The organism is Neobacillus sp. CF12 (assembly GCF_030348765.1).
In the GTDB taxonomy this organism is placed as follows: Bacteria; Bacillota; Bacilli; order Bacillales; family Cytobacillaceae; genus Neobacillus.
This window is the reverse complement of sequence record NZ_JAUCEU010000007.1, coordinates 6,137,181-6,160,691: the sequence shown is the minus strand read 5'-3', so window position 1 is coordinate 6,160,691 and position 23,511 is coordinate 6,137,181. Positions and strand designations below refer to the sequence as shown.

The 23,511-nt window shown below is 37.9% G+C and carries 24 protein-coding genes; 3 read left to right on the top strand and 21 right to left on the bottom strand.

The genetic code is table 11. The features are described 5' to 3' along the window. Positions 1 to 307: 307 nt before the first annotated feature. The gene (locus QUG14_RS29675) at positions 308 to 892 is read right to left on the bottom strand and encodes an undecaprenyl-diphosphatase (protein WP_289344027.1); all 585 of its coding nucleotides are present in this window, start codon (positions 890 to 892) and stop codon (positions 308 to 310) included. Positions 893 to 1,148: 256 nt separating this feature from the next. On the opposite strand from QUG14_RS29675, the gene QUG14_RS29670 reads away from it, so the two are divergent. Beyond that, on the top strand, positions 1,149 to 1,457 hold the full coding sequence (locus QUG14_RS29670) for a hypothetical protein (protein WP_289344026.1): 309 nt from the start codon (positions 1,149 to 1,151) through the stop codon (positions 1,455 to 1,457). Positions 1,458 to 1,495: 38 nt separating this feature from the next. Here the strand turns inward: QUG14_RS29670 and QUG14_RS29665 are convergent, their stop codons facing one another. From QUG14_RS29665 to QUG14_RS29570, 20 genes are all read right to left on the bottom strand, one after another. Next, entirely contained in the window at positions 1,496 to 3,646 is a 2,151-nt protein-coding gene (locus QUG14_RS29665) for a sensor domain-containing protein (RefSeq protein ID WP_289344025.1), read from the bottom strand. 134 nt (positions 3,647 to 3,780) lie between these two features. Beyond that, positions 3,781 to 4,572, bottom strand: coding sequence for an SDR family oxidoreductase (locus QUG14_RS29660; RefSeq protein WP_289344024.1), 792 nt, complete (start codon positions 4,570 to 4,572; stop codon positions 3,781 to 3,783). A gap of 15 nt (positions 4,573 to 4,587) precedes the next feature. Then, the gene (locus tag QUG14_RS29655) at positions 4,588 to 5,424 is read right to left on the bottom strand and encodes a carbon-nitrogen hydrolase family protein (RefSeq protein WP_289344023.1); all 837 of its coding nucleotides are present in this window, start codon (positions 5,422 to 5,424) and stop codon (positions 4,588 to 4,590) included. A gap of 13 nt (positions 5,425 to 5,437) precedes the next feature. Further along, complete coding sequence (locus QUG14_RS29650) at positions 5,438 to 6,490, bottom strand: 2,5-dihydroxypyridine 5,6-dioxygenase NicX family protein (protein WP_289344022.1); 1,053 nt, start codon at positions 6,488 to 6,490, stop codon at positions 5,438 to 5,440. Between the two features lie 45 nt (positions 6,491 to 6,535). Further along, positions 6,536 to 8,179 carry a purine-cytosine permease family protein gene (locus tag QUG14_RS29645; RefSeq protein WP_289344021.1) on the bottom strand — a complete coding sequence of 548 codons (1,644 nt, stop codon included), beginning with the start codon at positions 8,177 to 8,179 and terminating at the stop codon, positions 6,536 to 6,538. Between the two features lie 47 nt (positions 8,180 to 8,226). Next, positions 8,227 to 9,015 carry an SDR family NAD(P)-dependent oxidoreductase gene (locus QUG14_RS29640; RefSeq protein WP_289344020.1) on the bottom strand — a complete coding sequence of 263 codons (789 nt, stop codon included), beginning with the start codon at positions 9,013 to 9,015 and terminating at the stop codon, positions 8,227 to 8,229. 22 nt (positions 9,016 to 9,037) lie between these two features. Further along, entirely contained in the window at positions 9,038 to 9,937 is a 900-nt protein-coding gene (locus QUG14_RS29635; RefSeq protein ID WP_289344019.1) for a VOC family protein, read from the bottom strand. Between the two features lie 36 nt (positions 9,938 to 9,973). Beyond that, positions 9,974 to 10,204, bottom strand: coding sequence for a hypothetical protein (locus QUG14_RS29630; protein WP_289344018.1), 231 nt, complete (start codon positions 10,202 to 10,204; stop codon positions 9,974 to 9,976). A gap of 33 nt (positions 10,205 to 10,237) precedes the next feature. Beyond that, complete coding sequence (locus QUG14_RS29625; protein WP_289344017.1) at positions 10,238 to 10,747, bottom strand: aromatic-ring-hydroxylating dioxygenase subunit beta; 510 nt, start codon at positions 10,745 to 10,747, stop codon at positions 10,238 to 10,240. 20 nt (positions 10,748 to 10,767) lie between these two features. Further along, entirely contained in the window at positions 10,768 to 12,117 is a 1,350-nt protein-coding gene (locus tag QUG14_RS29620) for an aromatic ring-hydroxylating dioxygenase subunit alpha (RefSeq protein WP_289344016.1), read from the bottom strand. A 32-nt stretch (positions 12,118 to 12,149) separates the two neighbouring features. Further along, positions 12,150 to 14,090, bottom strand: a complete 1,941-nt coding sequence (locus QUG14_RS29615; RefSeq protein ID WP_289344015.1) for an NAD(P)/FAD-dependent oxidoreductase — start codon at positions 14,088 to 14,090, stop codon at positions 12,150 to 12,152. A gap of 38 nt (positions 14,091 to 14,128) precedes the next feature. Further along, positions 14,129 to 14,878 carry a maleate cis-trans isomerase family protein gene (locus tag QUG14_RS29610; RefSeq protein ID WP_289344014.1) on the bottom strand — a complete coding sequence of 250 codons (750 nt, stop codon included), beginning with the start codon at positions 14,876 to 14,878 and terminating at the stop codon, positions 14,129 to 14,131. Between the two features lie 43 nt (positions 14,879 to 14,921). Then, positions 14,922 to 15,623, bottom strand: a complete 702-nt coding sequence (locus QUG14_RS29605) for an isochorismatase family protein (protein WP_289344013.1) — start codon at positions 15,621 to 15,623, stop codon at positions 14,922 to 14,924. A gap of 27 nt (positions 15,624 to 15,650) precedes the next feature. After that, a complete protein-coding gene (locus QUG14_RS29600) occupies positions 15,651 to 16,313 on the bottom strand; it encodes a GntR family transcriptional regulator (protein WP_289344012.1) in 663 nt (220 codons plus the stop codon). 199 nt (positions 16,314 to 16,512) lie between these two features. Then, positions 16,513 to 16,839 carry a hypothetical protein gene (locus tag QUG14_RS29595; RefSeq protein WP_289344011.1) on the bottom strand — a complete coding sequence of 109 codons (327 nt, stop codon included), beginning with the start codon at positions 16,837 to 16,839 and terminating at the stop codon, positions 16,513 to 16,515. A gap of 220 nt (positions 16,840 to 17,059) precedes the next feature. Then, positions 17,060 to 18,508 carry a cardiolipin synthase gene (gene cls, locus QUG14_RS29590; protein ID WP_289344010.1) on the bottom strand — a complete coding sequence of 483 codons (1,449 nt, stop codon included), beginning with the start codon at positions 18,506 to 18,508 and terminating at the stop codon, positions 17,060 to 17,062. Positions 18,509 to 18,577: 69 nt separating this feature from the next. Next, positions 18,578 to 19,180 (bottom strand): DedA family protein, encoded by a 603-nt coding sequence (locus QUG14_RS29585; RefSeq protein WP_289344009.1) that lies wholly within the window; start codon positions 19,178 to 19,180, stop codon positions 18,578 to 18,580. A gap of 255 nt (positions 19,181 to 19,435) precedes the next feature. Then, complete coding sequence (locus QUG14_RS29580) at positions 19,436 to 20,080, bottom strand: SDR family oxidoreductase (protein WP_289344008.1); 645 nt, start codon at positions 20,078 to 20,080, stop codon at positions 19,436 to 19,438. A gap of 114 nt (positions 20,081 to 20,194) precedes the next feature. After that, on the bottom strand, positions 20,195 to 20,926 hold the full coding sequence (locus QUG14_RS29575; RefSeq protein ID WP_289344007.1) for a DsbA family oxidoreductase: 732 nt from the start codon (positions 20,924 to 20,926) through the stop codon (positions 20,195 to 20,197). A 218-nt stretch (positions 20,927 to 21,144) separates the two neighbouring features. Continuing rightward, positions 21,145 to 22,311, bottom strand: a complete 1,167-nt coding sequence (locus tag QUG14_RS29570; RefSeq protein ID WP_289344269.1) for a multidrug effflux MFS transporter — start codon at positions 22,309 to 22,311, stop codon at positions 21,145 to 21,147. Between the two features lie 282 nt (positions 22,312 to 22,593). Here QUG14_RS29570 and QUG14_RS29565 point away from each other — a divergent pair, with 282 nt between their 5' ends. Further along, entirely contained in the window at positions 22,594 to 23,055 is a 462-nt protein-coding gene (locus tag QUG14_RS29565) for an SRPBCC family protein (RefSeq protein WP_289344006.1), read from the top strand. Between the two features lie 15 nt (positions 23,056 to 23,070). Next, a complete protein-coding gene (locus tag QUG14_RS29560) occupies positions 23,071 to 23,496 on the top strand; it encodes an acyl-CoA thioesterase (protein ID WP_289344005.1) in 426 nt (141 codons plus the stop codon). Positions 23,497 to 23,511 lie beyond the last annotated feature (15 nt).

Genomic DNA, 23,511 nt, shown 5'->3' with positions numbered 1-23,511 from the left:
AGTTTCTATAGAAGAAACTATAGTTTTTATTGATTGTTGACGTTCTTGTTTGTTTAGTTTTCAAAGAACAATATATCGTTGTTTTAGCGACAAGAAATATCTTAACATATTCTATCGAAAAGAGTCAACACAATTTTTCAATTCTTCATGCTGTTAACCTCTCCGCGAAGGAACTTTCTTATAATAACACCCTGCCGAGAACAGTACAATGTGAAATTTATTCCAATTCTATATTTTACTTAATAGTTTCAAATGCAAATAACCCGCTTATTGCCAGGTTAAGCAGGTTTCCTTCTATTTATATTCCTTATCCAGGATAATTGTCTTTTTTTATCGGCAAGATATAGGATTCCGCCTTCTCATATATCCCTAATCCTTTTTGAATGATACTTAATTTAGGAACTACACGAATTACAATTATCGCAGTACAGATACTTATAATTGCTCCAGCCATAATATCCGCTGGATAGTGAACCCCTACCCAAATGCGTGATACACCAACTAGAAATGCAAGCAGCACCCAGAAAAATCCTCTAGCACCTCTATACAGACAGAATGTCACACAAAACGAAAAAAACAAAATGGTATGATCACTTGGAAATGAATTATCAACCGCTTTTTCTATTAATTGATTTACGTTGGACAGTTCTGCAAACGGCTGGTGATTCGAATGAATTTTACCAGCTATTTTTCCAAAAATCTCAGCGATAACAAACGTAAATATGCCACAAATCACCATGATTCTATTTTTATTTACTCGTGTTAACCAGAAAGTAAAAACCGCAATCGCTAAAATAATCACCATATATTCCGCAATAAATACAACTATTGGATTAAATAGTGTATATTCCTTGCCTAAATCATTTATCAATCTAAATAAATACTCATTCATACCTTAACTTATCCCCCTTCTTCTATAAAGATGAGTATAAGGCAATTACCTTATATCAAAAATTCCCTTATCTTACATAATCCTTACACATTTGTAAGGATTAAAAATCCAAAACATTTTAATGAATTTGTTTTACAATTTATTCGTTACCTATTCTTAGCCACTTTTTATAGGAGTACAGGTTACTTTTGTATCTATGAATAATTATCTTACCAGCGGCATACTGTTTGAAGGAATGGAAAGGAGAATCACACCTATGGCAAACGAGGAAGTTAATCAAAAGATTGAAAGCATCGCTCATCCTAAAGTACGTAATATCGTGAGAGTTTGTGTGGAACAGGGATGTCGGTTTAAGGCACATCCAAGCAATCCTAATTTAGTGAATTTGTTTGATCCTGCCAGAAGGAAAAATATTATCGGTGATATAAACCTTACCAGTCCTAGAGGATATTTCACACTTGAAGTAGAGAATGGACGTTTTAAGTCTTTTAGAAATGAAGTAATTGGATTAGACATAGATCAAGCCGAATTTGAGGAAAGCGTACTTAAGCGTATAAAGCGTTAATTCCTTAAATCATGGCTACTGTAAAAAAACGCTTGGAATTAACTTTCCAAGCGTTTTTCCATATATTTTGTTTCAAATTCTAGAACAGGAATAGGTTTGCTGAAATAATATCCTTGTGCCTCCTTACACCCCTGTTGAAGCAGAAAGGATATTTGTTCTTGTGTTTCGACTCCCTCCGCTTTAACTTTGAGTTTAAGAAGATGTGCCATTACAATAATGGTCCTAACGAGAGTATTACTGTTTAGGTCATCGGGACATTCCCGAATAAATGATTGGTCGATCTTTAGTTTATCGATTGGCAGCCTTCTTAGATAATTTAGTGAACTATATCCCGTCCCAAAATCATCTATACTAATCTTGACTCCTAGATTCTTTAATTCCAATAGTGTTGAAATCGAATGTTCCACATCCATTGTAATACTTTCAGTAATCTCCAATTCTAAATATCTAGGCTCAAGTCCTGTCTCAGTTAAGGCATCTTTAACGATTTCAACTAAATTTGATTGAAAAAACTGTTTTGCTGATATATTTACAGAAACAGTGATTGGTGAGTAACCTGCTGACTGCCACCTTTTATTTTCCTTACACGCCGTTCTTATTGCCCACTCACCCATTGGAATTATCAACCCAGTTTCTTCAGCAATGGGGATAAAAACTGCAGGTGGAATGATCCCTTTTTCTGGATGAATCCACCTCATTAATGCTTCAGCACCGTAAATCTGGTTGGTTTCTAAATTTACCTGAGGCTGATAGAATAACACCAGTTGATTTTGCTCCAAGGCTTTACGTAAATTTACTTCCATCTCTAATTCATGCTGAGCTATTTTATTTAACTCCTCATTAAAGAATTGAAAGTTATTTCTGCCTAAACTTTTTGCGTGATACATGGCTAAATCCGCATTTTTAATTAACGTATCAAAACTTTCACCATGTGTAGGAAAAACGGTAATACCGATACTAGGGGTAACCAATAAGTCATGATGATAAAGAGTAATAGGAGAAGATAATTTAGTAATGATTTTATCTGCAACTTCACTCGCTCTTCGTATTTCAGAATCAGTAAGAAGAATAGAAAATTCATCTCCGCCATACCTAGATATGATGTCATTATCACTGACACATTCTTTCAATCGTTCCGCAATTTCAATTAATACTTTGTCGCCTATTTCATGCCCCATCGTATCATTTATCGCTTTGAAACGATCCAAATCCAGAAACAGCAGCGCAAAATGACAATTGCACTTTCTTGAATTAATTATTGCTTCATTTACCTTTTCCCGTAATAAATATCGATTAGGCAGTTCAGTTAACTGATCATGATAGGCCATGTGTTTAATCATTTTTTCGGTGTTTTTTCTCTCCGTGATATCAATAACTGTTCCAATGATCGCATCCCTGCCATTATAAACAATCTTCGAACCATATAATTCGAAGGTAATAACACTGTTATCCTTTCTTAGTGCTCGATATTCATACTTAATCATTCCTGTTTCATTACTAAGCCGTTTACGGATATTTTCACTTACTATTGGTAAATCCTCTGGATAAATAAATTCTGAAACACTTAACCCTAATAACTCCTCACATTTATATCCGGACATTTCGCAAAGTCTTGGATTCACATAAACCAATTTTCCATCTTGCATGATATAGACTCCAACTAAAGAGTTTTCTATCAGGCTTCGATATTTAGCCTCCGCTTCCATTAAAAGGTTTTGTGCTTTTATATGCTGAGTAATGTCTTTAATAATGGAATATACTCCGGTTATTTGTTCATTCACAAAAATAGGTATATTGGTTACACTAATCTCTCTTTGAAGCCCTTCTTTATCCAAAATCGAACATTCGTAATTTGTAGCCATTCCTTCTGCCGCAACGTTAAAATGGGCCGTCACTCTTTCTATGTCATTAGGAAGAATGAAATCTGCAAATGGTTTATCAATTAATTCACCAATACTATATCCATAAATAGAAACAGCCTTGTTTGCAACAACAAATTTTCCATTCAAATCAAAAATGAAAATGGCATCTGGATTTTGTTCAAATAAGGATTTATAATATTGTTCATTTAATTTAAGGTTTTTATTATTCCTAGAATTTTTTCGAAGATGGGAAGAAATGATTAAAATAGTAACGATGATCAAAACTATCTCTATTGCGAGGCCCACCCCTAAGGTTATTTCCTCCATCGGTTGATAATCCTCCAAAATACATTTACTATTACTATTTACAATTCTTACTTTATTAATGTTAGGAAGACGGGAAATTTAACACCACCCATCAAAAAAGCACAATCCCTATAAATCAGGGATTGAGCTTTGAATTAAACTGTAGCTTTTATTTGACCTCCGTCAACTTGTAAGGAGGCACCGGTTATAAAGGAGGCTTTTTCCGAAGCTAAAAATGTAACCGCATTTGCAATTTCCTGTGCCGTCCCGTATCTCCCAAGTGGAATCTCCTCTGCAATTTCTTCCTTGATTACTTCAACAGGTACACCGCGTTGCTGTGCTAGTCTGCTGGTAATTTCCTTAGAACGATCTGTCCAGGTTGGACCTGGTAATACTTGATTTACAAGGATATTATGCTTCGCTAATTCATTAGACAGGTGTTTTGATAACCCTGAAACAGCGCTTCGAGCCATGGTAGAAATCACACCGCTCTTACGCGGTTGCTTAACCCATGTTGATGTCATGAAAATAATCCGTCCCCAATTGTTTTCTTTCATTAATGGAATAACTCTCTCTGTCATTTTTAGGACAGGGAAAAGCATCATATCCATACCGCTTTTCCAATCCTCAAATCCAGTATCGACAAAATCGGATGTTTTTGGACCACCTGTATTACAAATTAATATATCCACTTGACCAAAATGATGGAGAACTCGATCCATTAGAACATCCACATCACCTGGCTTAGATAAATCTGCAGGCACATAAAAAACATCATGTTTACCACCTTGTGATAGTTCTTCGGCAGCTTTTTTAATACTTTCTTCACTCCTTGAACTGATCGCCACATGGGCACCCTCAGCCAGCATTTCTTTAGCAACTGCATATCCAAGTCCTTTACTTGCGGCTGTTACAAGTACAACTTTTCCTCTCAATCCTAAATCCATTCCAAACCTCTCCTATCAATGATCAAACTCTGTCCAGTTATATACATCAGGACGGCGCTGGGATAATGTCGGTACCCTTTTCCTAACATCATCCACCAAATCTAAATCAAGATCCACTGTTAATACCCCATCTTTATCTGATGATTGGGCAATCATTAATCCCCATGGATCAATTGCCATGCTCCGGCCATAACTCCATTCCTCATGCGGAGGAAATTTCCCATGAGTAGCAGGTGCCACCATATAGACTTGGTTTTCAATAGCTCGTGCTCGTAAAAGGACTTCCCAATGATCCTTCCCAGTATGAAGCATAAAAATTGCCGGCACTAAAATGACTTTAGCTCCTTTTAGGGCAAGAATTCGGAACATCTCTGGAAAACGAATATCAAAACAGACACTGAGACCGACCGGAACTCCCTTAATGTTTGTAACGATAATTCTGTCTCCGGACTCTTCTACCTGACTCCCAGCATATGTTCTGTCTCCTACTTGCGCGTTAAACGTGTGTATCTTATCATAAACATCTTGAATCTCACCCTCAGGATTTATAACACAGCAGCTATTTCTAAGTTTTTCTTCATTCTTAATCCGAAGTTTCATTGTACCTGCAACAATATAGATACCAAACTCGCGAGCCAGCATCCTTAACGTCGTAATAGTGCAGCCATCAATGAATTCGGCTTTTTCGAAAAAATCTTTCTTCGTACCCATTAAATGGAAATTTTCAGGTAGGACGACGATATCAGGATTACTTATTGCTGCTTCTCTAATTAATGTAATTGCTTTTTTTACATTTACCTCTACATCATTGGTTACTTGCATCTGGACCATCGATACTTTTAGTTTATTCATCTGAAATCCGCCCTTATGAAAATTTCAAACTCGGCTCGACAATCGTACCTTCTTTAATAATCTGTTTGCCATCCAGTTCGATTGAACAGGCTCGCATCGGAATATCGTAATGGCATTTTGTAAAGCGTTTAACATGAGCATTGGGACCAGTTGACCACATGAAATTCCCGGCAAAAGCCCGCGCATCCATCCCATATGTCTCATTCCCATAAAAACTCATCGCTTCCCAAAGAGCATTTTCATCTAATCCCCAGCCAAAATGGGATGTTCCGTACACTTCCTTATCCTTCCAAGACTCAAAGTATTGTTTAAATAATAGGACATCCAGACCTTCACCTTTGATATCAGTAATAAAGCCATTTTTAATCGTGATATCAATTGGTGACTGAACATAACGATTAAGCGGTAATAAGATATCCCCTGCATCCAACACAATCCGTCCATTCACACTTTCTTCAATTGGATAAAAGGCAGCAAACCCTCCGGCAAAATGATCCCATCTGCCTGGTTGATCAGTGTAGCCATATTGACCAATAATCGGTGTGTCACTCGTAAGCCGAACAGAAATATCAGTTCCAGCTGCAGAAGTTACCCTCATTGACTCTGCCTGCTTTAACATATCCATGCTCGTTTCTACTCGTTTCCGTAAGGATTCTCTAGGAAACATTCTTTCAAGAATTTCTGCTTTTTCCCACACCATCAGCATTCTTGCCCCATTACCTAACGTAACGGCTCTAGCTTTTGTATGAACAAGCCCTTCAGCGGTGACATCGACCACCATATCTGCTTTTTTCAAGGTTTCCATAGCTTGTGGAACAGAATCTATAAAAATATCAATATCTTGTGTCTGACGACCGATATATGGCAGGTGGGCATGTCGTATTCCCGGGAACTGAAGATTCATCCCATGCGCCCCCAATGATTCGATCGCTGCAAGAAAAGCATCAACATAGCCTTCACGTGATTCTGGCTGACTGGCTACAACAACAAACTCTCCTTCTTTCACACCGCACAAAACCAATTCGTCTCTAAACAACGTTGTTAATTGAGTAAAATTTGTAAGCATTTCATACACTCCTTAGAGTTTTTTTGAAATCGTAAAAACTTACACTTAAACAGATTGGTCAACAGGGACTGTATTTGTCACTGAGTTAATCTGGCACACTTTATTACATTTTGTCTCGGTTGCACAGGCTTTAGAGGAAATCCAATTATCTCCGTGGAAAGGACATAAAACAAAGTCACTTTTATGCTCTGTCTCCCCTGTTACAAAACAGGTCATTGTTTCAGTCTCAACGATTGGAATTTCAGGAATACGTTTAAAGTACTGTTGAATCGTTCTTTCTTTTCCAAGAACGAGAGCAAGAACTACTGGAAAAATAAAAGCCAGTAGTAAACTTACAAATACCGAGGACGCCATAAATGCATCACCCCACACACCCATTGTTGCAAGGATACCGATAAATATCGGAACAATGAGTGAAGTAAAGCCAATCCAATTGATATTTGGGAGATAAGCCCGGCGAAATTCTGACCATTTTGGTATTTTGTAAAGCGGGCGGACTAGCATTGACTCTCCAAAGGTAGACCCTACCCATGACGCAAATACTACACCTGCAAAGGTAGCAATCGTCGAAAAGTATTGTAAAAATGAGCTAACGACCATAATAAAACCGAGGATTACAAATGGAATCAAAAGCCAAGAACGCATATAACTTTTCTTGGATATTTGCGCTAATACATTATCAAAGGCTAATGTTCCTAAATACATATTCATAACATTTCCACGCAATTGGGTAACGAACACGAGTAAAAGCCCTACTGGTCCTAATACCCATACAAAGGTCACACCTGGATCAGGGTTGACACCGTTTGATGAAGCAAGGAAGAATATCCCCATTGCGCCAATTAGAAATGAATTAATGAAAGAGTTAATAATAACTTGGAAAACAGCAATTTTTTTACGTTCACTTCGGCGGGTCATTCTTGTAATATCGGTCGAAGCGAAAATATTCATAAAACCAAAAGCACCCATCCAGGCACCAGTAGCACCAATAATGGTCATCCAGGATGTAGGGACATTATTGGGATTTAGCCTCCACCATTCACCCGCAAAAGCAGCGTTTGATAGTTCAGACCAACCACTGAATATGCCTATAAAGACAAGAACTATACCAATTACATAAAGGAAAAAAGTAGCAGTTTGAAGTTTGGCAATCCAAACCATTCCGTAAATCCCTAATGGAATAAATATGGCTATGATTAGTAAGACTAGCAACCAATAAGGTATAGATGGCAAGAATTCTGCCAAGGATCCAGCAATAACTGAGGTTTCGAGCGAAAACAGAATAACCAAGTAAATTCCGACAAATAAGGTACTAAGCGCTGAACCGAAATATCCATAGCTTGAGCGACTCATTAAATCTTTTCCGATACCCTCATCTGCTGACTTTAACGATGAGTAATACACCCCAAAGCCAACTAAAACCATTGAAATAAGAAAGCCAATCATGACGGAAACCGCTCCAAAAGCAAGCGTTAATAATGCCCCTGTAAGAGGGTAAGCGATAGCAGTTGATAGACCCATCCAGCTCCATGCACTGCTCCATGCACTGAATCTCCAATCACCAGGTACTCTGCGTGTGCCATAATCATCCTTTTCACGACCTGAATCCATTCTGCGTTCCAAATCTCTCGTATCATAAAAATAGCTTTCTGAATGGTTTGCTAAATCCTTGATATCTCGATTTGCCATCTACTATCCTCCTATTTTAGGAAAAATTTAGTTTTAAAGCTAAAATATCAAAAACCACCTGATGTTTTCACTAAACCTCTAATGCTAATTCCGTTGTCTGCCTGAATGATTGTCCCTGTCATTGCCTTTGCTCCTTCTGATGCAAGTAATACATATAGTTCAACATAATCCTTAGACTCTGGAATAAAAGGTAATGGTAAGGAATGTTCAACACCCGATATAATAGAGGGGGCCTGCGGACCTAAGGACTTGGGCATCCCCATATTCGTGGCAATCACTCCGGGTGCCACACCATTCACACGAATTTTAGGTGCCAGCTCATAGGCCAATTCTTTTATTAAACCTGCAATAGCATGTTTCGATGCAGTGTAAATGGGACCCCCTCCAGCAGAATAAAAACTAGCATGTGAAGCTGTAAAAATCATGCAGCCTTCTGTTTTTAAAAGCTCTGGAAGGACCGTTTTTGCTCCAAGCAAGTATCCTTTGACATTCACATTAATTACTTCATCGAATGCTGCTTCAATCCGTTCAAGCGGTAAATCTATTAGACCTACATTGCCGTCATAAATCCCAGCATTTGCTATAAAAATATCAATCTTTCCAAAAGCTTCAACAGTAGATTCAACCATTTTGATGTTACCTTCAACAGTACTGACATCTGTATGAACGGTGATCATTTTCTCCCCATAAATAGCCTTCATTTCCTCGAGTCTTCCAAGCGATATATCTGCCACACATATATGCGCTCCTTCTTCGATAAAGCGCTCAGCAACCGCCCGGCCTAAGCCGGAGGTCCCACCTGTAATGATTGCTACCTTTCCATTAAAGCGTGCCATTTCCTCCACTCTCCTTTTACGGTTATGACCCTTTAATAAAACTGCCCGGTGGTTTTCGAAGTCTTGACCATGATTCCAGTGTGTCGGCCATACTTCTCCATATTTTCACTGGGGAGTCAGGATCTAAATATGCTTGTTCAGATACATACTCAAAACGATTTCCACCGGGTTCCAAGTAGTAAGCATATAAATTCGGACCTATTGGATGACGTCCTGGTCCCATTTCGACGTCAATTTCAAATTGCGAAAGTACATCGCAAGCCACTTTTATATGCTCAAAATTGCTCATCGTCCATGAGAGGTGATGCAGAGTATCGTTTGGATTTTTTGTAATCGTTGTTGCTACATCATGATGATAGCCACGAAAACGCATGAAGGACATCATGTATTTTCCATTCATTTCGGGATCCACAATATCAGAGATTTTAAAATTAAGAACTTCATGAAAAAAATCTGTTTCTTTTTTTACATCAACGGTCATGAGATTAATATGATCAATGTTTAATGGTGCAGATGCAACATTTCTAGGGAACGCCGGTCTGGCTGGATTGACGTAGCTATTATCAGCAACAAGCACAAACTCCATTGGAATGCCGCTCGGTAAAGGGAAACGAATCCCTTTAACTTGGCCCGGTTCTGTCCCATTATGACGGACCACCTTTACTCCAAGATTGGTTATTTTCTTGTAAAAGGACTCTAACTCTTCCTCATTATCCACCCTGACCGCAAAATGCGAAACCCCTGTTCCGCCTTCGGAAATGGCGAGGTCGTAATTTTTGTCGTAGCCACAGCCTAAATAAATGACTCCATCTTCTTTCCCAATCTCCACTAACCCCAAAGCATTTTTATAAAAATCCATTGCCTTAGAAAGATCAATTACTTTTAATTCCACATGTTCAAACCTTTGAGCCTTCGAATGCATGAGTTTTCTCCTTTCTAACCGAATATGCAGCTGTAATTATTTTTTAGAGAAGGTGTCATCCAGACCAAAATGTATTTCAAAAAACTTTGAGAAGTGTTCGGGTGTCAATAACGTCAAGCTCTCGAGCTGCATCGCATCCAATGTGATTTTTCCATCATTCTTTTTTGATTCAATCTCAAGCATTTCACCGTTTTTGGTGTTGATTTTTCGAACGTGAACACAAGTAAACTCATTTGCAACCTGGATAAAGTTCTCTTTTTCCTTCATTTAGAATTCTCCTAATCTTGTATTTTTGCTTCTTTATATGAAAATCGCTAAATTATTCATTGGGATGGTTGCATGATCAAGTAAAATCAGTCTTTTTGAAATTTTCCATTCCCCATCTATCCGCCGAATGGTATCGTGTCTTTCTCCGCTTAAAAACTGAAAGGTTGGAGAATCAAATTTTCCTCTGTATAATAAAAAGTTAGTTTTAAAATGAATCTCATTGTCAACTTCTTGGTCCATTTTCGCTCTGAAATTCGTTAAGAAATGCCTTGTTCTTGATGCAGGATCTTCCGCCCAGTTGTATTCCGAATAGGCACGAAGTATGCGGATTTCCATCGTGTTTTTGGTTTCGTCCATATGACTAGCCAAGTCACTGAATTCTGAAGGCGCTGCTTTTTCACGGGTAACCCGAACCGGAATGCGATACGTAAAGTCATCGGTCATCAGTTCTAGCCAATCCCTAAACCTGCCATCGTCTATCAATTCAGCTTCATTAAGAAAAAACTCTATTCCTTCTTGATAAAAATCAAACGGAACTTTCATTCGGATTCCTCCTTTTCCTTTTACTCTTCTGATAGCATTTCTTCTAAATAATGTCGATATAAATGGCGTTGGTTTCCTTCCTCATAACGTGGATAATAGGCGATACCTGGAAATGGCCAATCCATTACTTGTTTCGCCACACCCATCCCTTCCATCCCCATTTGAAGGTTAAGGTTCATTTTCTTCCTCGCAAATGTTCCTTTTGCATTTTTGGTTATTGTTTCCCAAGGTATTGCGTCATCCAGTTCAAACGTCCCCGCTATACCAAAGGTTGACATTGCCGCCCTATAGGAAGCACGTTTAAATTCTTCTGAGGTGTTTTTATACATCATAAACCAGTTCCAAACTTCAATTTCATCCTTTCCTTTAGGCTGCCATACTCTCCAAGTAAATAACGGTGTCGGTGGAATCGTTTTGGGGTCAGGACTTAACGGCAGCATTAAAAACGAAATATTCGGAAAAATATTCCCGACACATACACGTGAACCACGAGCAAGTTCAATTTGCTTATCGGTAAGATTATCTAAATTAAAGGTTTTGACAATTTCTTCAGGATAATAGAAGAAAAGCGGATCCTTACTTTCAAGGTCAATCGAGAAACTTACCCCATGTCCATTTCCAGCCTGTATATGGTATCCTTTCATGTTTTCTCTAAGAGGAATTTGCATGACCCCAATATCATAGGTCGATTTATGGAGTGTCAATAAGTGATAATCGTCTCCGGAAAAATTCTCAGCGGCAATCTTCCAGTTTGCTTTAATTACAAATCGTTGAGGCTCACCTAGAACCTCCATTCCTTCATCCTGAAGGGAAAAAATCATGTCTAAATACCAACCGATACCAGCTAAAGATTCCTTAAGGTCTGGAGCATTTTCATCTAAAGTCGCAAAGACAAACCCATGAAAGATTTCTACCCGTGGTGCATGTGTTAGTCCCCATTCCTTACGGTTCAGACCACTGTAAGCATCCTTAAATGAAGGGGTTCCTACTAAATCACCATTGTTCTTAAACGTCCAGCCGTGATAAGGACATTGGAAATGCGAGGAACTTCCTTTTTCTGCTCTACAGATACTTGCTCCACGATGTGGACAAATATCTAACATCACACGAATTTCCCCGTCACTTCCCCTGCTGACAATAAACGAATCATCACCGATACTCCGAAGCACATAATCATTTTTGTTGGGAATTTCGGACTCATGCGCTAAAAAATTCCATCTTTTACCGAATATTTTTTCTAGTTCTGTTTGATGAATCTCTTCATCATTTAGAACGCTTAGTTTTGATATTCCCTGTTCTAGACTTGCTTGAAATTCTTCAAGAATAGCTTTAACTCTAGGAGAAAGCGGTGAACTTGATCCCTGACACATATAAGAACACTCCTTTTCGTTTATAAAAATTACTATATTCGCAAACCTGTTAAGTAACCTTCATGGACTGCATCGTAAATTTTCCCAGGACGATGCCCATCTCCAATTTGATAGATTTCAAGTTGTTCTTGGTTCTTCAATTGAGATGATAATTCTGCATTTGCTGTGTAACCCGTTGCAAAAATAATAGTGTCTGCAGGAATACTTTGTTCGTTTCCTGCTTTATCCACAAATGTCACCGCTTCTTTGGTTACTGTTTTTCCTTCGACAGAAGTATAGATAACAACATTTTTTTTGGCTAGGAATTCAAAATATGAAATTTTAAACGTAACCAATTCATTACTCATGATTTCTGAGGCTTTATCAATAATCACGACGTTTTTTCCCTGATTTGCAAGAAATATAGCCGTTTCAACACCAGTCATTCCCCCGCCAATAATCACCACGTTTTGTCCAGTTTCGGCCTTTTGAGACAAAACATCGATTGCTTGAACTACTTTGGATGATTCCATCCCTTTCATATAGAGGGTATTTGGAACCTTCCCAACAGCGACAACAGCAGCATCAAAGTCACCATCTCTAATCGAATCGAGTGTTGCTTCTTCATGGACAACTTTTATTTCCAACTTTTCGATTTGAGCAGCATAATAGTTTTCCAATAAATGAATGTCTGCTTTAAATGGTGAAACCCTTGATGTTAACAACGCCCCGCCAAGTTTCCTTTTTTCCACTAATGTAACCTTATGACCACGAAGCGCACTAACCCTTGCCGCTTCCATGCCAGCCGGCCCTCCCCCAACAACAACAATATTCTTAGGAGTACTAGATGGAGTGATGGTTAACTCCCCTTCTCTACCCATAGTTGGATTGACTGAGCATCTAATGGAACGAAAGTTGAAGAAGGTCCTTTCCATACATCCATCGTTACAGCGAATACAAGGAATAATATCTTCTGACCTGCCATCTTTCGCTTTCAAAGGGAAGTAGGGATCTGCTAGTAACGGTCTGCCCAGAGAAACAAAGTCTGCTTTTTCTTCTTTGAGGATATCTTCAGCGAACTTAGGGGTGTTAATCGACCCTGAAGCAATAATGGGAACAGATACTGAGCGTTTTATTTCTTCTGCTGCCCAGACGTTAGGTCCATTCGGTACGGTCATCGGGCTAACTTGATAATTCATCATGTGATGGTCTCCGCCAGAAACATGGAAAGCTAAAACACCTAACTTTTCTGCCTGTTTACATACCTCAACGCTTTCATCAATTGTAATGCCATCAGGTTCATAATCAGTCCCGTTAATTCTCATTGTAATAGGGAATTGATCACCAACTTTTGCTTTTACGTTTTTGATGACTTCTACTAAAAATCTCATTCTGTTCTCTAGCGTTCCACCGTATAAATCGGTTCGCTTATTTGTGTGAGGGGAAAGAAAGTTTGTAATCAAATATCCGTGTGCGGCATGTATTTCAACTAAATCAAATCCAGCAGTCTGAGCTCTTTTTGCTGCATCACCGAAATCTTCAATGATTTGTTTGATTTCTTCAATTGTAAGTTCTTCAGGCACAACCCCAGATTGTTCATAAAGTGTTGGCCATGGAATTCTAGAAGGTGCTTTTATTGGAGGTGTTCCTAGGAATTTTTGCCTTCCGCAATGTTCAATTTGAATCCCTACTTTTGCTCCTTCGTCGTGAATCGAAGAAACAAGCCAAGATAAACCCGCGATATGTTCATTATCACTAATACCTAACTGGCAGTATGCAGATTTACTGGCTTCATTATCGATGTACGTATATTCAACTATGATCAGTCCTGTACCACCACGAGCCAGTTCTTTGTAGTGTCTTACTAATCTTTCCGAAACTGTCCCGTCACGATTACTAAGACCTGTCGATTGTGGGGCTTTTACGATTCGATTTTTCAACTCAAGATTTCCAATTTTTCCTGGAGAAAATAACTTAGAATATTGTTCTGTCATTCAATACCCTCCATTTTCAACGATAGATTTATAGTATTTTAAAAAGAACCGGAAAGTAATCTTCCTGCATTTGGTACCTTTGTTTTTAAATTTAAACTCTTAAGGATTTGGTAAACTGTTGCTGTACCTGCAGATAGGACAGGTAATCCTATTCTTTCTTCTACTTTTTGAATGGCCGGCAACGATGGCATTTGAACACATGCAGATAAAACGACCGCATCCGCTTGACTAATATCTAGATCCTTCACTATTTCTAGTAGATTTAGAGGATTTAACCTACCCACTTCTAAATTATCAGCTACTTCTAAACTAATAGAATCTGTTACCTTTATCTCGCTTTCTTCAATATAATCAACAACCATTTTCGTAAGCGGTTTCATATATGGTGTGATTATTGCTACTTTTTTTGCCCCTAAGGTTCGTATACCTTCAACCAGTGCACCTGCACTGCTAATAACGGATACATTTGCACCATTTTCCTTCGCAATCCCAGTGAGACGGGACTCTGAAAGGCAATGGTACCCAGATCCTTGAGACATAATCGCTACCAGACAGGCATATGCAATCGCATCACATCTAGCATCCGATAGTTCTACGGCGCAGCGATCACTCTCTAAATCCATTTTGGCTAACTCTTCCTTTGTCACATGCAACATTCTCATTCTGCTTGAGTGAAAGGTAAATGTTTCGCTTTGATTCTTTCTCGATTGCAACATAGCAGGTATTTCTGTTTCCATGGTTGTATTTGAGCTTGGAACGATGAGACCGATTCGATAATTCTTCGTCACAATTTACACATCCTTTTTCTTTAGTCGTTTATCTTTGAAAATATCATTTAACTAGAGAAAGTAATTTCAACTCCTTAATTACATCTTCTGTTTTTACCACATCTGCATATTTCTGCTGCATATCAAAGAGATTAATAGCATGCGAGGTAATACTCCGATCAAATACACATTCCTCCGGTACAATCACTTGGTAGTTATATGAAAATGCATCGACAACTGTACTTCGGATACATCCGCTCGTTGTACATCCTGTTACGATCACACTATCAACTTTATCTGCCATTAAATGGGTAACCAGTGGGGTGCCAAAAAAAGCACTTGGTTTCTTTTTTGATAAGACAATTTCACCGGGAATAGGCTTAAGTTCGTTAACTACCCATGTACCTTTCTCCCCTTCTAGTAAAGTAGGATGGGAAAACAGATTCCCCTTAACAGCAACCCGTTCGTTTGAAGAATCTTTATATCCTTCAATGATGGTATAGTAAACAGGAATTCCTATATCCCGAGCAGCCATCAATAAACGTTGAATATGTTTAATCGATTCCCAGCTTGCAACACCACAGCTTGCAGGATACTTTTTGATTGATTCTTCAATCGGTTCCGCTTTTTCACCAGTGAACCCATATGTAACATCGACAATAATTAGCGCTGGATTTTTACCGATACCGTATTTCTTTCCGAATCCACTGGTAGAATAGTTTTTTAAATCTCGTACATCAAGATATTTTTCCCATATTGCCGTCATCCTCTTACTCCCTTCTAAACATATAGGTTATTCTTCTTGGTGATGTTTTAACTTCTCTTTTAATTGTTCCAAATCATTAAGGATATGCAGTCTCATTTTTTCAGAAGCAGCCTCTGCATTTCCAGACTTTAACGCATTAAATAAATCATAATGTTCCTCAATAAAAACATCATCGCCATAATATTTTGCAAAAAAGTTATTTCTATAAAGGAGGATTAAATTGTTTATCTTCCCCATCATTTCTTGCAGTCTGCTGTTTCCGCTAATTTTTACAATTGAACCATGGAAAAAGGTGTTTAATTTAATAACTTCCGCAGTATTTCTTTCTTCTATTGCTTTTTTTACGCGTACAAGTGATTCCTCAAGCTCTTGTAGTTCTTCATCCGTTATCTTTTTTGTAGCCAGGAATATTGCCATTCCTTCCAATCCTGCTCGAACCTCAAAGAGATCAATCAAATCTTCTACATTTGGTTTATATACAAGAGTTGTGCCATCCTGATTCACTAGGAGGCCATCTTGTTCAAGTTTACGAAATGCCTCCCTAACAGGACTCCTGCTTACACCCAGTTTTTCTGCAATCCAACCATCCACAATTCTTTCTCCAGATTTAAAATCACCTTTTATGATGGATTCTTTGATATTCTCGTAAATTTGCTCATATAAGGGATTTGATTTTTTCACTTGAATCATTACTATCTCTCCATTCCGACGACTGTAGTCTGACTACTGTCGACAGTAGCCTATAATTGAATTATACAAATAATCAGAACATTAGCAATAGTTTTATGAAAATTTTACTATTTTATTTTTAAATACTTTTAATCTGATTACTATTATCTTATTGTTCCCATAAAAAATAGCCTACCCCCTAAGGGATAGGCTATTTTTCTCAATGAGCATGTGGATGAAGATGACGATTAAACATTCCATGCTCTAACGTTCGGTCGGTTAACAAAAATCCAAATGCAAGTTCAACGAGTCCTACTCCTAGAAAGATCGGCTGAAGTACACTTTCCCAACCAATCCAAATCACTTGGGCGATAATCCAGATGATCATGGCAATCCCAAGAATCATGGTTGTGAAACCTGCAAAACGATTATTCAAGAATGCCAATAATGCTCCAATCAAGCTTCCGAAACCGTTGATGACAATTAATATAAATCCTGGGATTAAAAAGTCGGCAAATGGAGAGTTTTTTAGAAGTTCAAGAGGCAATCCAATTCAATCTCCACTTGGTTCAATCACTAATCCCACTCCAACGCCAACAGCCGCAATCCCAACCAATAGTAATAGAGTGCCTGTACTGTAGGATAATACCTTTGATTTGTTCATTACCCTCATCTTCTTCCAAATAGATTAGGAAAAAAGCAGGTCGAACAAGAAGTAGTTTTCCTACTTTCATTTTACACCTTTTTTGAAAAAAACAAAAATATCTTTATAAAATCGGTGAAAGTAATCTTGATACCGATTCTTTAAGACGAACTTCTAAAGAACGTTTTTGGTAGCATTCAAATGTAAGTAACATCGATACCTTAATATCCTCTTTAAATATTTCCGTAAGATTTCTTGAAATTCCTTCATCATATAAAAAGGCATTCACTTCAAAATTGAGTTTAAAACTTCGATAGTCAATGTTCGCAGTACCAACAGAAGATATTTCTTCATCGACAACGAGCATTTTAGCGTGAATAAAACCATTTTTATAAATGTAGACCTTTGCTCCTACTTTTAATAATTCACTAACATGCGAGAGTGTTGCCCAATACACAAATAAGTGATCTGGTTTATCCGGAATCATAATATTGACCTCGACTCCAGACAAGCAGGCTATTCTTAGTACATCCAACAAACTTGCATCTGGTATAAAGTAAGGAGTTTGGATATAAATCGATTTTTTTGCGGACATAATCATTTTTATATAGCCATTCTTAATTTGTTGAAATTCAGAATCAGGACCACTTGTTACGATTTGGATTCCGATTTTACCGTGAGAAATATCTTCAGGGTAAAGATTAGGAACGTAGTCAACATCTTGGTCATCTGAGGCTTGATTCCAATCCAGGATAAAACGGGTCTGGAGTGCATAAACAGCCGTTCCTTGAATCCGTAAATGGGTATCACGCCAGTAGCCAAATTTCTTATTAAGCCCTAAATATTCATCACCAACATTAAAACCGCCAACATAGCCAATCTTCCCATCGATAATAACTAGTTTTCGGTGATTCCGATAGTTCATCCTTAGATTTATAAACCTAAATTTAGATGGGAAAAAGACCTCCACTTGTCCTCCTGCTTTCCGAAATTCTCTAAATGATCTTTTCGGCAGGCTTCGGGAACCTAATTCGTCATACAGAATACGTACCTTTACTCCTTGCTTTGCTTTGACAGTCAAAGCCTCGATTAATTTTTTGCCGAGATTATCATTTTTAATAATGTAATATTGGATATGAATATAATTCCTAGCCGCTTTTATATCCTTAAATAACTGATCAAATTTTTCCTTACCGTCTGCAAAAATTTCAACAGCATTATCCTCAGTTAAGATAGCTTGATTATTAATCATATGCATATAAATTAAATCATGGTTATCCTTTGTTACATTATTGCGATAATAGAATTGATTCAAACGAAGTTTGGTCAATTGGGTTTCCAATGCTTTTTCAAATCCTGTTTTTTTGAGATCATCCCATTGAAAAAGTCGTTTTCGACTTAGATTTTGTCCTAACAATAGATACATAACAAATCCAAGAATAGGGATAAAAAATAATACTAGCAGCCAGGCCCACGTGGAACCAACGTCCCTTCTTTCTTGAAAAATAACAATGAGGGCCAACATGATATTTAAGATAAGAAGTAAGCCTAGTAATATAGACGTAATATTCATGGCCAAAACCCTCTCCACTGAAATAAAGATTACTTTAGAAATTTCTTTCAGATTTTCCCTTAGTTTATCCTAGTATCTTCTTTTTCTCTGCCATCCTATCAATACGATAATGAAAATGATTAAGAACAGATATAAATAATTTGAATATTGGTCCATCCTATCAACGATGACTTCCCAATTTTCTCCCACTCGTGCTCCTAGGTTGATCAACACTGTATTCCAAATGATTGTGCCTAACGTTGTAAAACTGATGAACAGCCAGAAGTTCATTTTTGCTATTCCTGCAGGGATTGAAATCAGACTGCGAATAAGCGGAATGAAGCGACAGAAAAAGACTGTCCAGATTCCATATTTTTCAAACCATTCGTCTGCTCGATAGAGATCCTTCTTTGTTAGACGAAGGAATCGTCCATACCGTTCAATCACAACTTCTAATTTGTTTACATTTAATATGGCGCCGAGTTGGTAGAGGAGGACTGCACCGAACACGGAACCTAACGTTGAAGATGCCACAACACCTGGAACGGTCAGATTGGTTTGAGATGTCATATAGCCTCCAAAAGTAAGAATTACTTCGGATGGAATCGGAGGGAATATATTTTCAAGTGCAATGAGGAGAAACACCCCCCAGTAGCCAAATTGTCCAATGAACTCTTTAATCCATAAATCCATAATACCCTCCATGTTATAATAATAGCCTAGATAATTGTACGGATATGCTAAGGAAAAGTTTCAAGATGGGACATCATCTTCTACCTACTATATTTTTCACGGGTAAAATTAAAACCTTTTTTCAACGAAAAAAAGCATTTGAGACAACCCAAATGCTTTTTAGTGGTTCGTGTATATAATTGAATTTATGCTGAAATATTCCGATTAACACCAATATCATTCTTTATAGCTGATATCTCGATATCAATGACTTTTTTAAAGTATTTTTAGAGCCTTCGTAATGGGAACTTCACCAGAAACGAGGTCAAATGACTGGTAATATGTATTTTCTTCGGTTAGTGATTGTATGATCGTTCTCGCCACATCTTCACGTGGTATCTTCCCACTGGGAATGTCAACCGCAGCAGAAACCAGACCTGTTCCTTGCTCACTCACTAAACCACCGGGACGGATAATCGTGTATGTTAGTTCACTTTGTTCAAGCATTTTGTCTGCATAATATTTGGCCGCATAATAGGGAAGCATTTTCTCATGCCAGTTCTCTCTTCTGTGTGCCTGAATTGCACTAATCATAATAAAGCGCTTAATTCCCACTATTTCTGCAGCCTCGATTGTCTTCACGGCACCATCTAGATCAATTAACAATGTTTTATCATATCCAGTATGCCGTCCCGATCCAGCTGTGAACACAATGGCATTGCAGCCTCTTGCTGCTTGAGCAATATCTTCTACACTTTGCTCTAAACAGGTAACTGCAACTTCTACATCAAGCTTTTTAAAAGCGTCCGCCTGTTCTTCTCTTCTGACCATCGCTTTGACTGTATGTTCCTTACTGTCTCTAAGTTGGTTAACCAAAAGTTTACCAACCTGCCCATTAGCTCCAACCACTAATACGTTCATAGGTGTTTGCTCCTTAGCTTGTTTACGACTATTATTTCATTGTGATGGCAACTTATTCAAAAGCCTGATAATATTAAAAAACTGCACCAAATAGATGCAGTTCTTTCAAAAGAACTATTCTTTTCTTTCTGGAATAACACAGTTGCCATCTACACAGCTTGCATCTTCTGCACTTACTGTTGATAAATCCTGGAGAACGGGAGCCGGATTTTCTTCTTCCCATACTTTTTGCAGTGCTCCCGCAAAGGTTGAGGTTGGCTGTGCGCCAGAGATGGCATATTTTTGGTTCACAATAAAAAACGGTACACCGGTAATTTGATATTGCTGTGCAATCGATTGATCGATTCGGACATCATTCGCATATGCTTTTTCATCTTCAAGGACCTTTAATGACTCTTGACGTTCAAGCCCTGATGCTTCGGCAATATCCGCTAAAGTTTCTAGGTCGCCTAAATTCTTAGATTCAGTAAAATAAGCATAAAGTAGTTTTTCTGTAATAACCGCTTCTTTTCCTAGTGTTTTTGCATACTTTGCCAAGCGATGAGCCTTAAACGTATTAGTTGGCTTCATATCTTCAAAATTAAACTTTAACCCAACAGTAGCAGCTTGCTGACCAACATTTTGATTCGCTTGCTTTGCTTGTTCAATACTCATCCCATATTTTGAAGCTAATGCTTCATGAATGCTTTTGCCACTATATGCAGGAGAATTAGGATCTAGTTCAAAGCTTTTGAATTCTACTTCAACACTGTTTCTATGTGGGAATTGAGAGAGTGCCTCCTCTAAACGACGCTTTCCTATATAACAAAATGGACAGACAAAATCAGACCATACTTCAATTTTCATATAAACACCTCATTTTCTACGATTCCATCTAATAGTAGCACAGGATTGAAAAAATTTTAAAAATCATGCTTACAAAATAAATGGTTGAATTTTCCTTCGCTAGCCAATACCCACTTCTCTTTTTTGTTTCCCCTTTGTTCATAGTGAACTCGTTTTTTTAGAAAGAGTTTCAATAATAAAAAAAATACCCTTCCAATCTTTGAAAGGGTATTTGCTATTTATCCAAGATTTTGACTTGTTTTTCTTAACACAAGGAAAACATATGAAAGTACCGCAGCAATGGTGGCGCATGCGATGACCAGTCCCATTGGGATTGCCGATTCTTCTCCTCCTATTCCAACTAAAGGAGAAGCTACACCGCCAAATGCAAATGATATTACACCAAGGAGCGCAGAGGCACTGCCTGCATTTTTACCCTGCTTTTGCATGGCAAGCGAGAATCCAGCTGTATTAACGACTCCAACGCTAGCGACAACCAAAAATAATGGAACACAAATTAACCACAGCTTTGCTTGTAACAGCAGAAGAATCAGCAGAATCATTCCTCCAAATAAAGACATCCCCAATCCGAAGATTAAAAGCTTTGACTCCTGTACCCTGCCTGCTAATCTACCAGTAATTTGGCTGGCTATCATAATACCCAGTCCATTTATTGCAAAAATAAGACTGAACATTTGTGCCGAAGCACCGTAAATGCTTTGCACCACAAAGGGAGAACCTGAAATGTAAGCAAACATTGCGGCAAAAACGAGTCCTTGAGAGATGGCATACCCAATGAAACTACGATCAAAAATGAGATTCCGAAAGGTCAGAAGGGTGTTTTTGAGACCACCTCGTAACCTCCTATTCTCAGGAAGTGTTTCTGATAAGCCAAAAAGAACAACAATAAACATAATAAAACCGATTAAACCTAGGATAATAAATATCCCTTGCCACGGGACAAATCTTAGGAACTGAGCACCAGCAATTGGAGCTAATATGGGTGCTGCCCCGTTTACAAGGGAGAGAAGAGCAAAGAATTTGGTTAATTCGCTACCAGTATATAAATCTCGTACAATCGCCCTTGAGATCACCGTCCCCACTGAACCCGCCAGTCCTTGAATAAACCGTAACAAAATGAAGGTCCAAACAGAAGGACTAACCACGCACAATAAAGAAACAACAAAATAGATTATCAAACCAATTAAAAGTGGTTTCCGTCTTCCACGAATATCACTTATTGGCCCCGTAAACAGCTGCCCAATAGATAATCCAAGCAGGAAAAACGTTAAACTTAGCTGAATAAATGACGGGCTGGTTTGAAAGTAATCAGCTAATATCGGTAACGCGGGTAAATACATATCAATGGATAACGGGGCAAAAGCCGCTAAAGAACCTAGCACCATGGCTATCCATAACCGTTTGGAACGTGTTAAGGTTCCAGGTTTTTCTATTGAATGATCTAGAGAAGTACCCAAATTTTAATCCAATCCCTTCTTAGATTCGTTTATTTTTCTATTTTCCAATTATTGTTATGAGAAATCAACCTATTAAACTTAGAAACTAAAATTAATACTACCCAGAGTTTGGTACAATATAAAGGATTTTCAAGTTAAAAATAGAATATTGTATCTACCTGTTATTTTTTCGGAAAATTAAAAATAATTATATAGGAGAGGTGTTTTATATTGAAAGAATGGACGAAAGAAATTGAAATTGACGCTCCAATTGAAAAAATCTGGGGATTATTTGATGGGTCATTAGAAAACATGCAAAAAATTATGCCGCAGGTTGTTGGCAATACTCCCGTGAAAGTGACCGAAGAAGGTGTTGGGAGTATTTATCGTCAGCAGTATAAAGAAGGAAAACGGGTTGAGGAATATGATGTTGTAACACTAGAATATTTGAATAATCCAGGTCACAAAAAAATGAAGGTTGGTTTTAACTTAGCCAACTATTTTGAAATTACGGCTGGCTATGAATTAACAAGAATAAATGAACATAAAACGGTGTTTAAATACACAACGACAAATAAACCATTAAAAGCCATCTTTAAATTATTTTTATGGTTCGCCAGCGATAAAGCCGTTGTAAAGTTCGTTGATAAGGTTAAACAGGTAGCTGAAGAAGAATATGCTTTAGTGCAATAAAGAAAGGAGTTTGGAATGGTAGATTATCGTTTCTCACATCGATTAAAGGTGCGCTATTCGGAAATTGATGGGCAGAAAATCGTTTTTAACTCTCATTATTTAACGTATATTGATGTTGCCGTCACAGAATATTTCCAGCAGCTGCTTCAGCACGATGAAGTGTTTGATTTTGTTCTAGCAAAATCAACAATCCAGTATAAACGTTCAGCATACTTAAATGATTGGCTCACCATTTGGTGCAGGATGGAAAGAGTCGGCAACAAAAGCATGACGATGAATTTTATGATTACGAGAGAAGATGAAATGGAGCCGGTTCTCCTCGCTGAGATTATTTATGTGAGCGTTGACCATGAAACGATGGTACCATGCCCCGTTCCAGACTTTGTAAGGGAAAGAATTGAACAGTTCGAGGTCGATTATCAAAAAAATTCCCCATTTTAAAAATGAGGAATTTTT

Bases quoted from the DNA above. Each gene is read 5' to 3' on its own strand.
- QUG14_RS29580 (WP_289344008.1), bottom strand. From the start codon at position 20,080: ATGAACGTATTAGTGGTTGGAGCTAATGGGCAGGTTGGTAAACTTTTG.
- QUG14_RS29625 (WP_289344017.1), bottom strand. From the start codon at position 10,747: ATGAAAGTTCCGTTTGATTTTTATCAAGAAGGAATAGAGTTTTTTCTT.
- QUG14_RS29665 (WP_289344025.1), bottom strand. From the start codon at position 3,646: ATGGAGGAAATAACCTTAGGGGTGGGCCTCGCAATAGAGATAGTTTTG.
- QUG14_RS29635 (WP_289344019.1), bottom strand. From the start codon at position 9,937: ATGCATTCGAAGGCTCAAAGGTTTGAACATGTGGAATTAAAAGTAATT.
- QUG14_RS29650 (WP_289344022.1), bottom strand. From the start codon at position 6,490: ATGCTTACAAATTTTACTCAATTAACAACGTTGTTTAGAGACGAATTG.
- QUG14_RS29640 (WP_289344020.1), bottom strand. From the start codon at position 9,015: ATGGCACGCTTTAATGGAAAGGTAGCAATCATTACAGGTGGGACCTCC.
- QUG14_RS29630 (WP_289344018.1), bottom strand. From the start codon at position 10,204: ATGAAGGAAAAAGAGAACTTTATCCAGGTTGCAAATGAGTTTACTTGT.
- QUG14_RS29585 (WP_289344009.1), bottom strand. From the start codon at position 19,180: ATGGATTTATGGATTAAAGAGTTCATTGGACAATTTGGCTACTGGGGG.
- QUG14_RS29575 (WP_289344007.1), bottom strand. From the start codon at position 20,926: ATGAAAATTGAAGTATGGTCTGATTTTGTCTGTCCATTTTGTTATATA.
- QUG14_RS29670 (WP_289344026.1), top strand. From the start codon at position 1,149: ATGGCAAACGAGGAAGTTAATCAAAAGATTGAAAGCATCGCTCATCCT.
- cls (WP_289344010.1), bottom strand. From the start codon at position 18,508: ATGAATATTACGTCTATATTACTAGGCTTACTTCTTATCTTAAATATC.
- QUG14_RS29660 (WP_289344024.1), bottom strand. From the start codon at position 4,572: ATGGATTTAGGATTGAGAGGAAAAGTTGTACTTGTAACAGCCGCAAGT.
- QUG14_RS29560 (WP_289344005.1), top strand. From the start codon at position 23,071: ATGGTAGATTATCGTTTCTCACATCGATTAAAGGTGCGCTATTCGGAA.
- QUG14_RS29605 (WP_289344013.1), bottom strand. From the start codon at position 15,623: ATGACGGCAATATGGGAAAAATATCTTGATGTACGAGATTTAAAAAAC.
- QUG14_RS29655 (WP_289344023.1), bottom strand. From the start codon at position 5,424: ATGAATAAACTAAAAGTATCGATGGTCCAGATGCAAGTAACCAATGAT.
- QUG14_RS29600 (WP_289344012.1), bottom strand. From the start codon at position 16,313: ATGATTCAAGTGAAAAAATCAAATCCCTTATATGAGCAAATTTACGAG.
- QUG14_RS29675 (WP_289344027.1), bottom strand. From the start codon at position 892: ATGAATGAGTATTTATTTAGATTGATAAATGATTTAGGCAAGGAATAT.
- QUG14_RS29570 (WP_289344269.1), bottom strand. From the start codon at position 22,311: ATGGTGCTAGGTTCTTTAGCGGCTTTTGCCCCGTTATCCATTGATATG.
- QUG14_RS29645 (WP_289344021.1), bottom strand. From the start codon at position 8,179: ATGGCAAATCGAGATATCAAGGATTTAGCAAACCATTCAGAAAGCTAT.
- QUG14_RS29615 (WP_289344015.1), bottom strand. From the start codon at position 14,090: ATGACAGAACAATATTCTAAGTTATTTTCTCCAGGAAAAATTGGAAAT.
- QUG14_RS29620 (WP_289344016.1), bottom strand. From the start codon at position 12,117: ATGTGTCAGGGATCAAGTTCACCGCTTTCTCCTAGAGTTAAAGCTATT.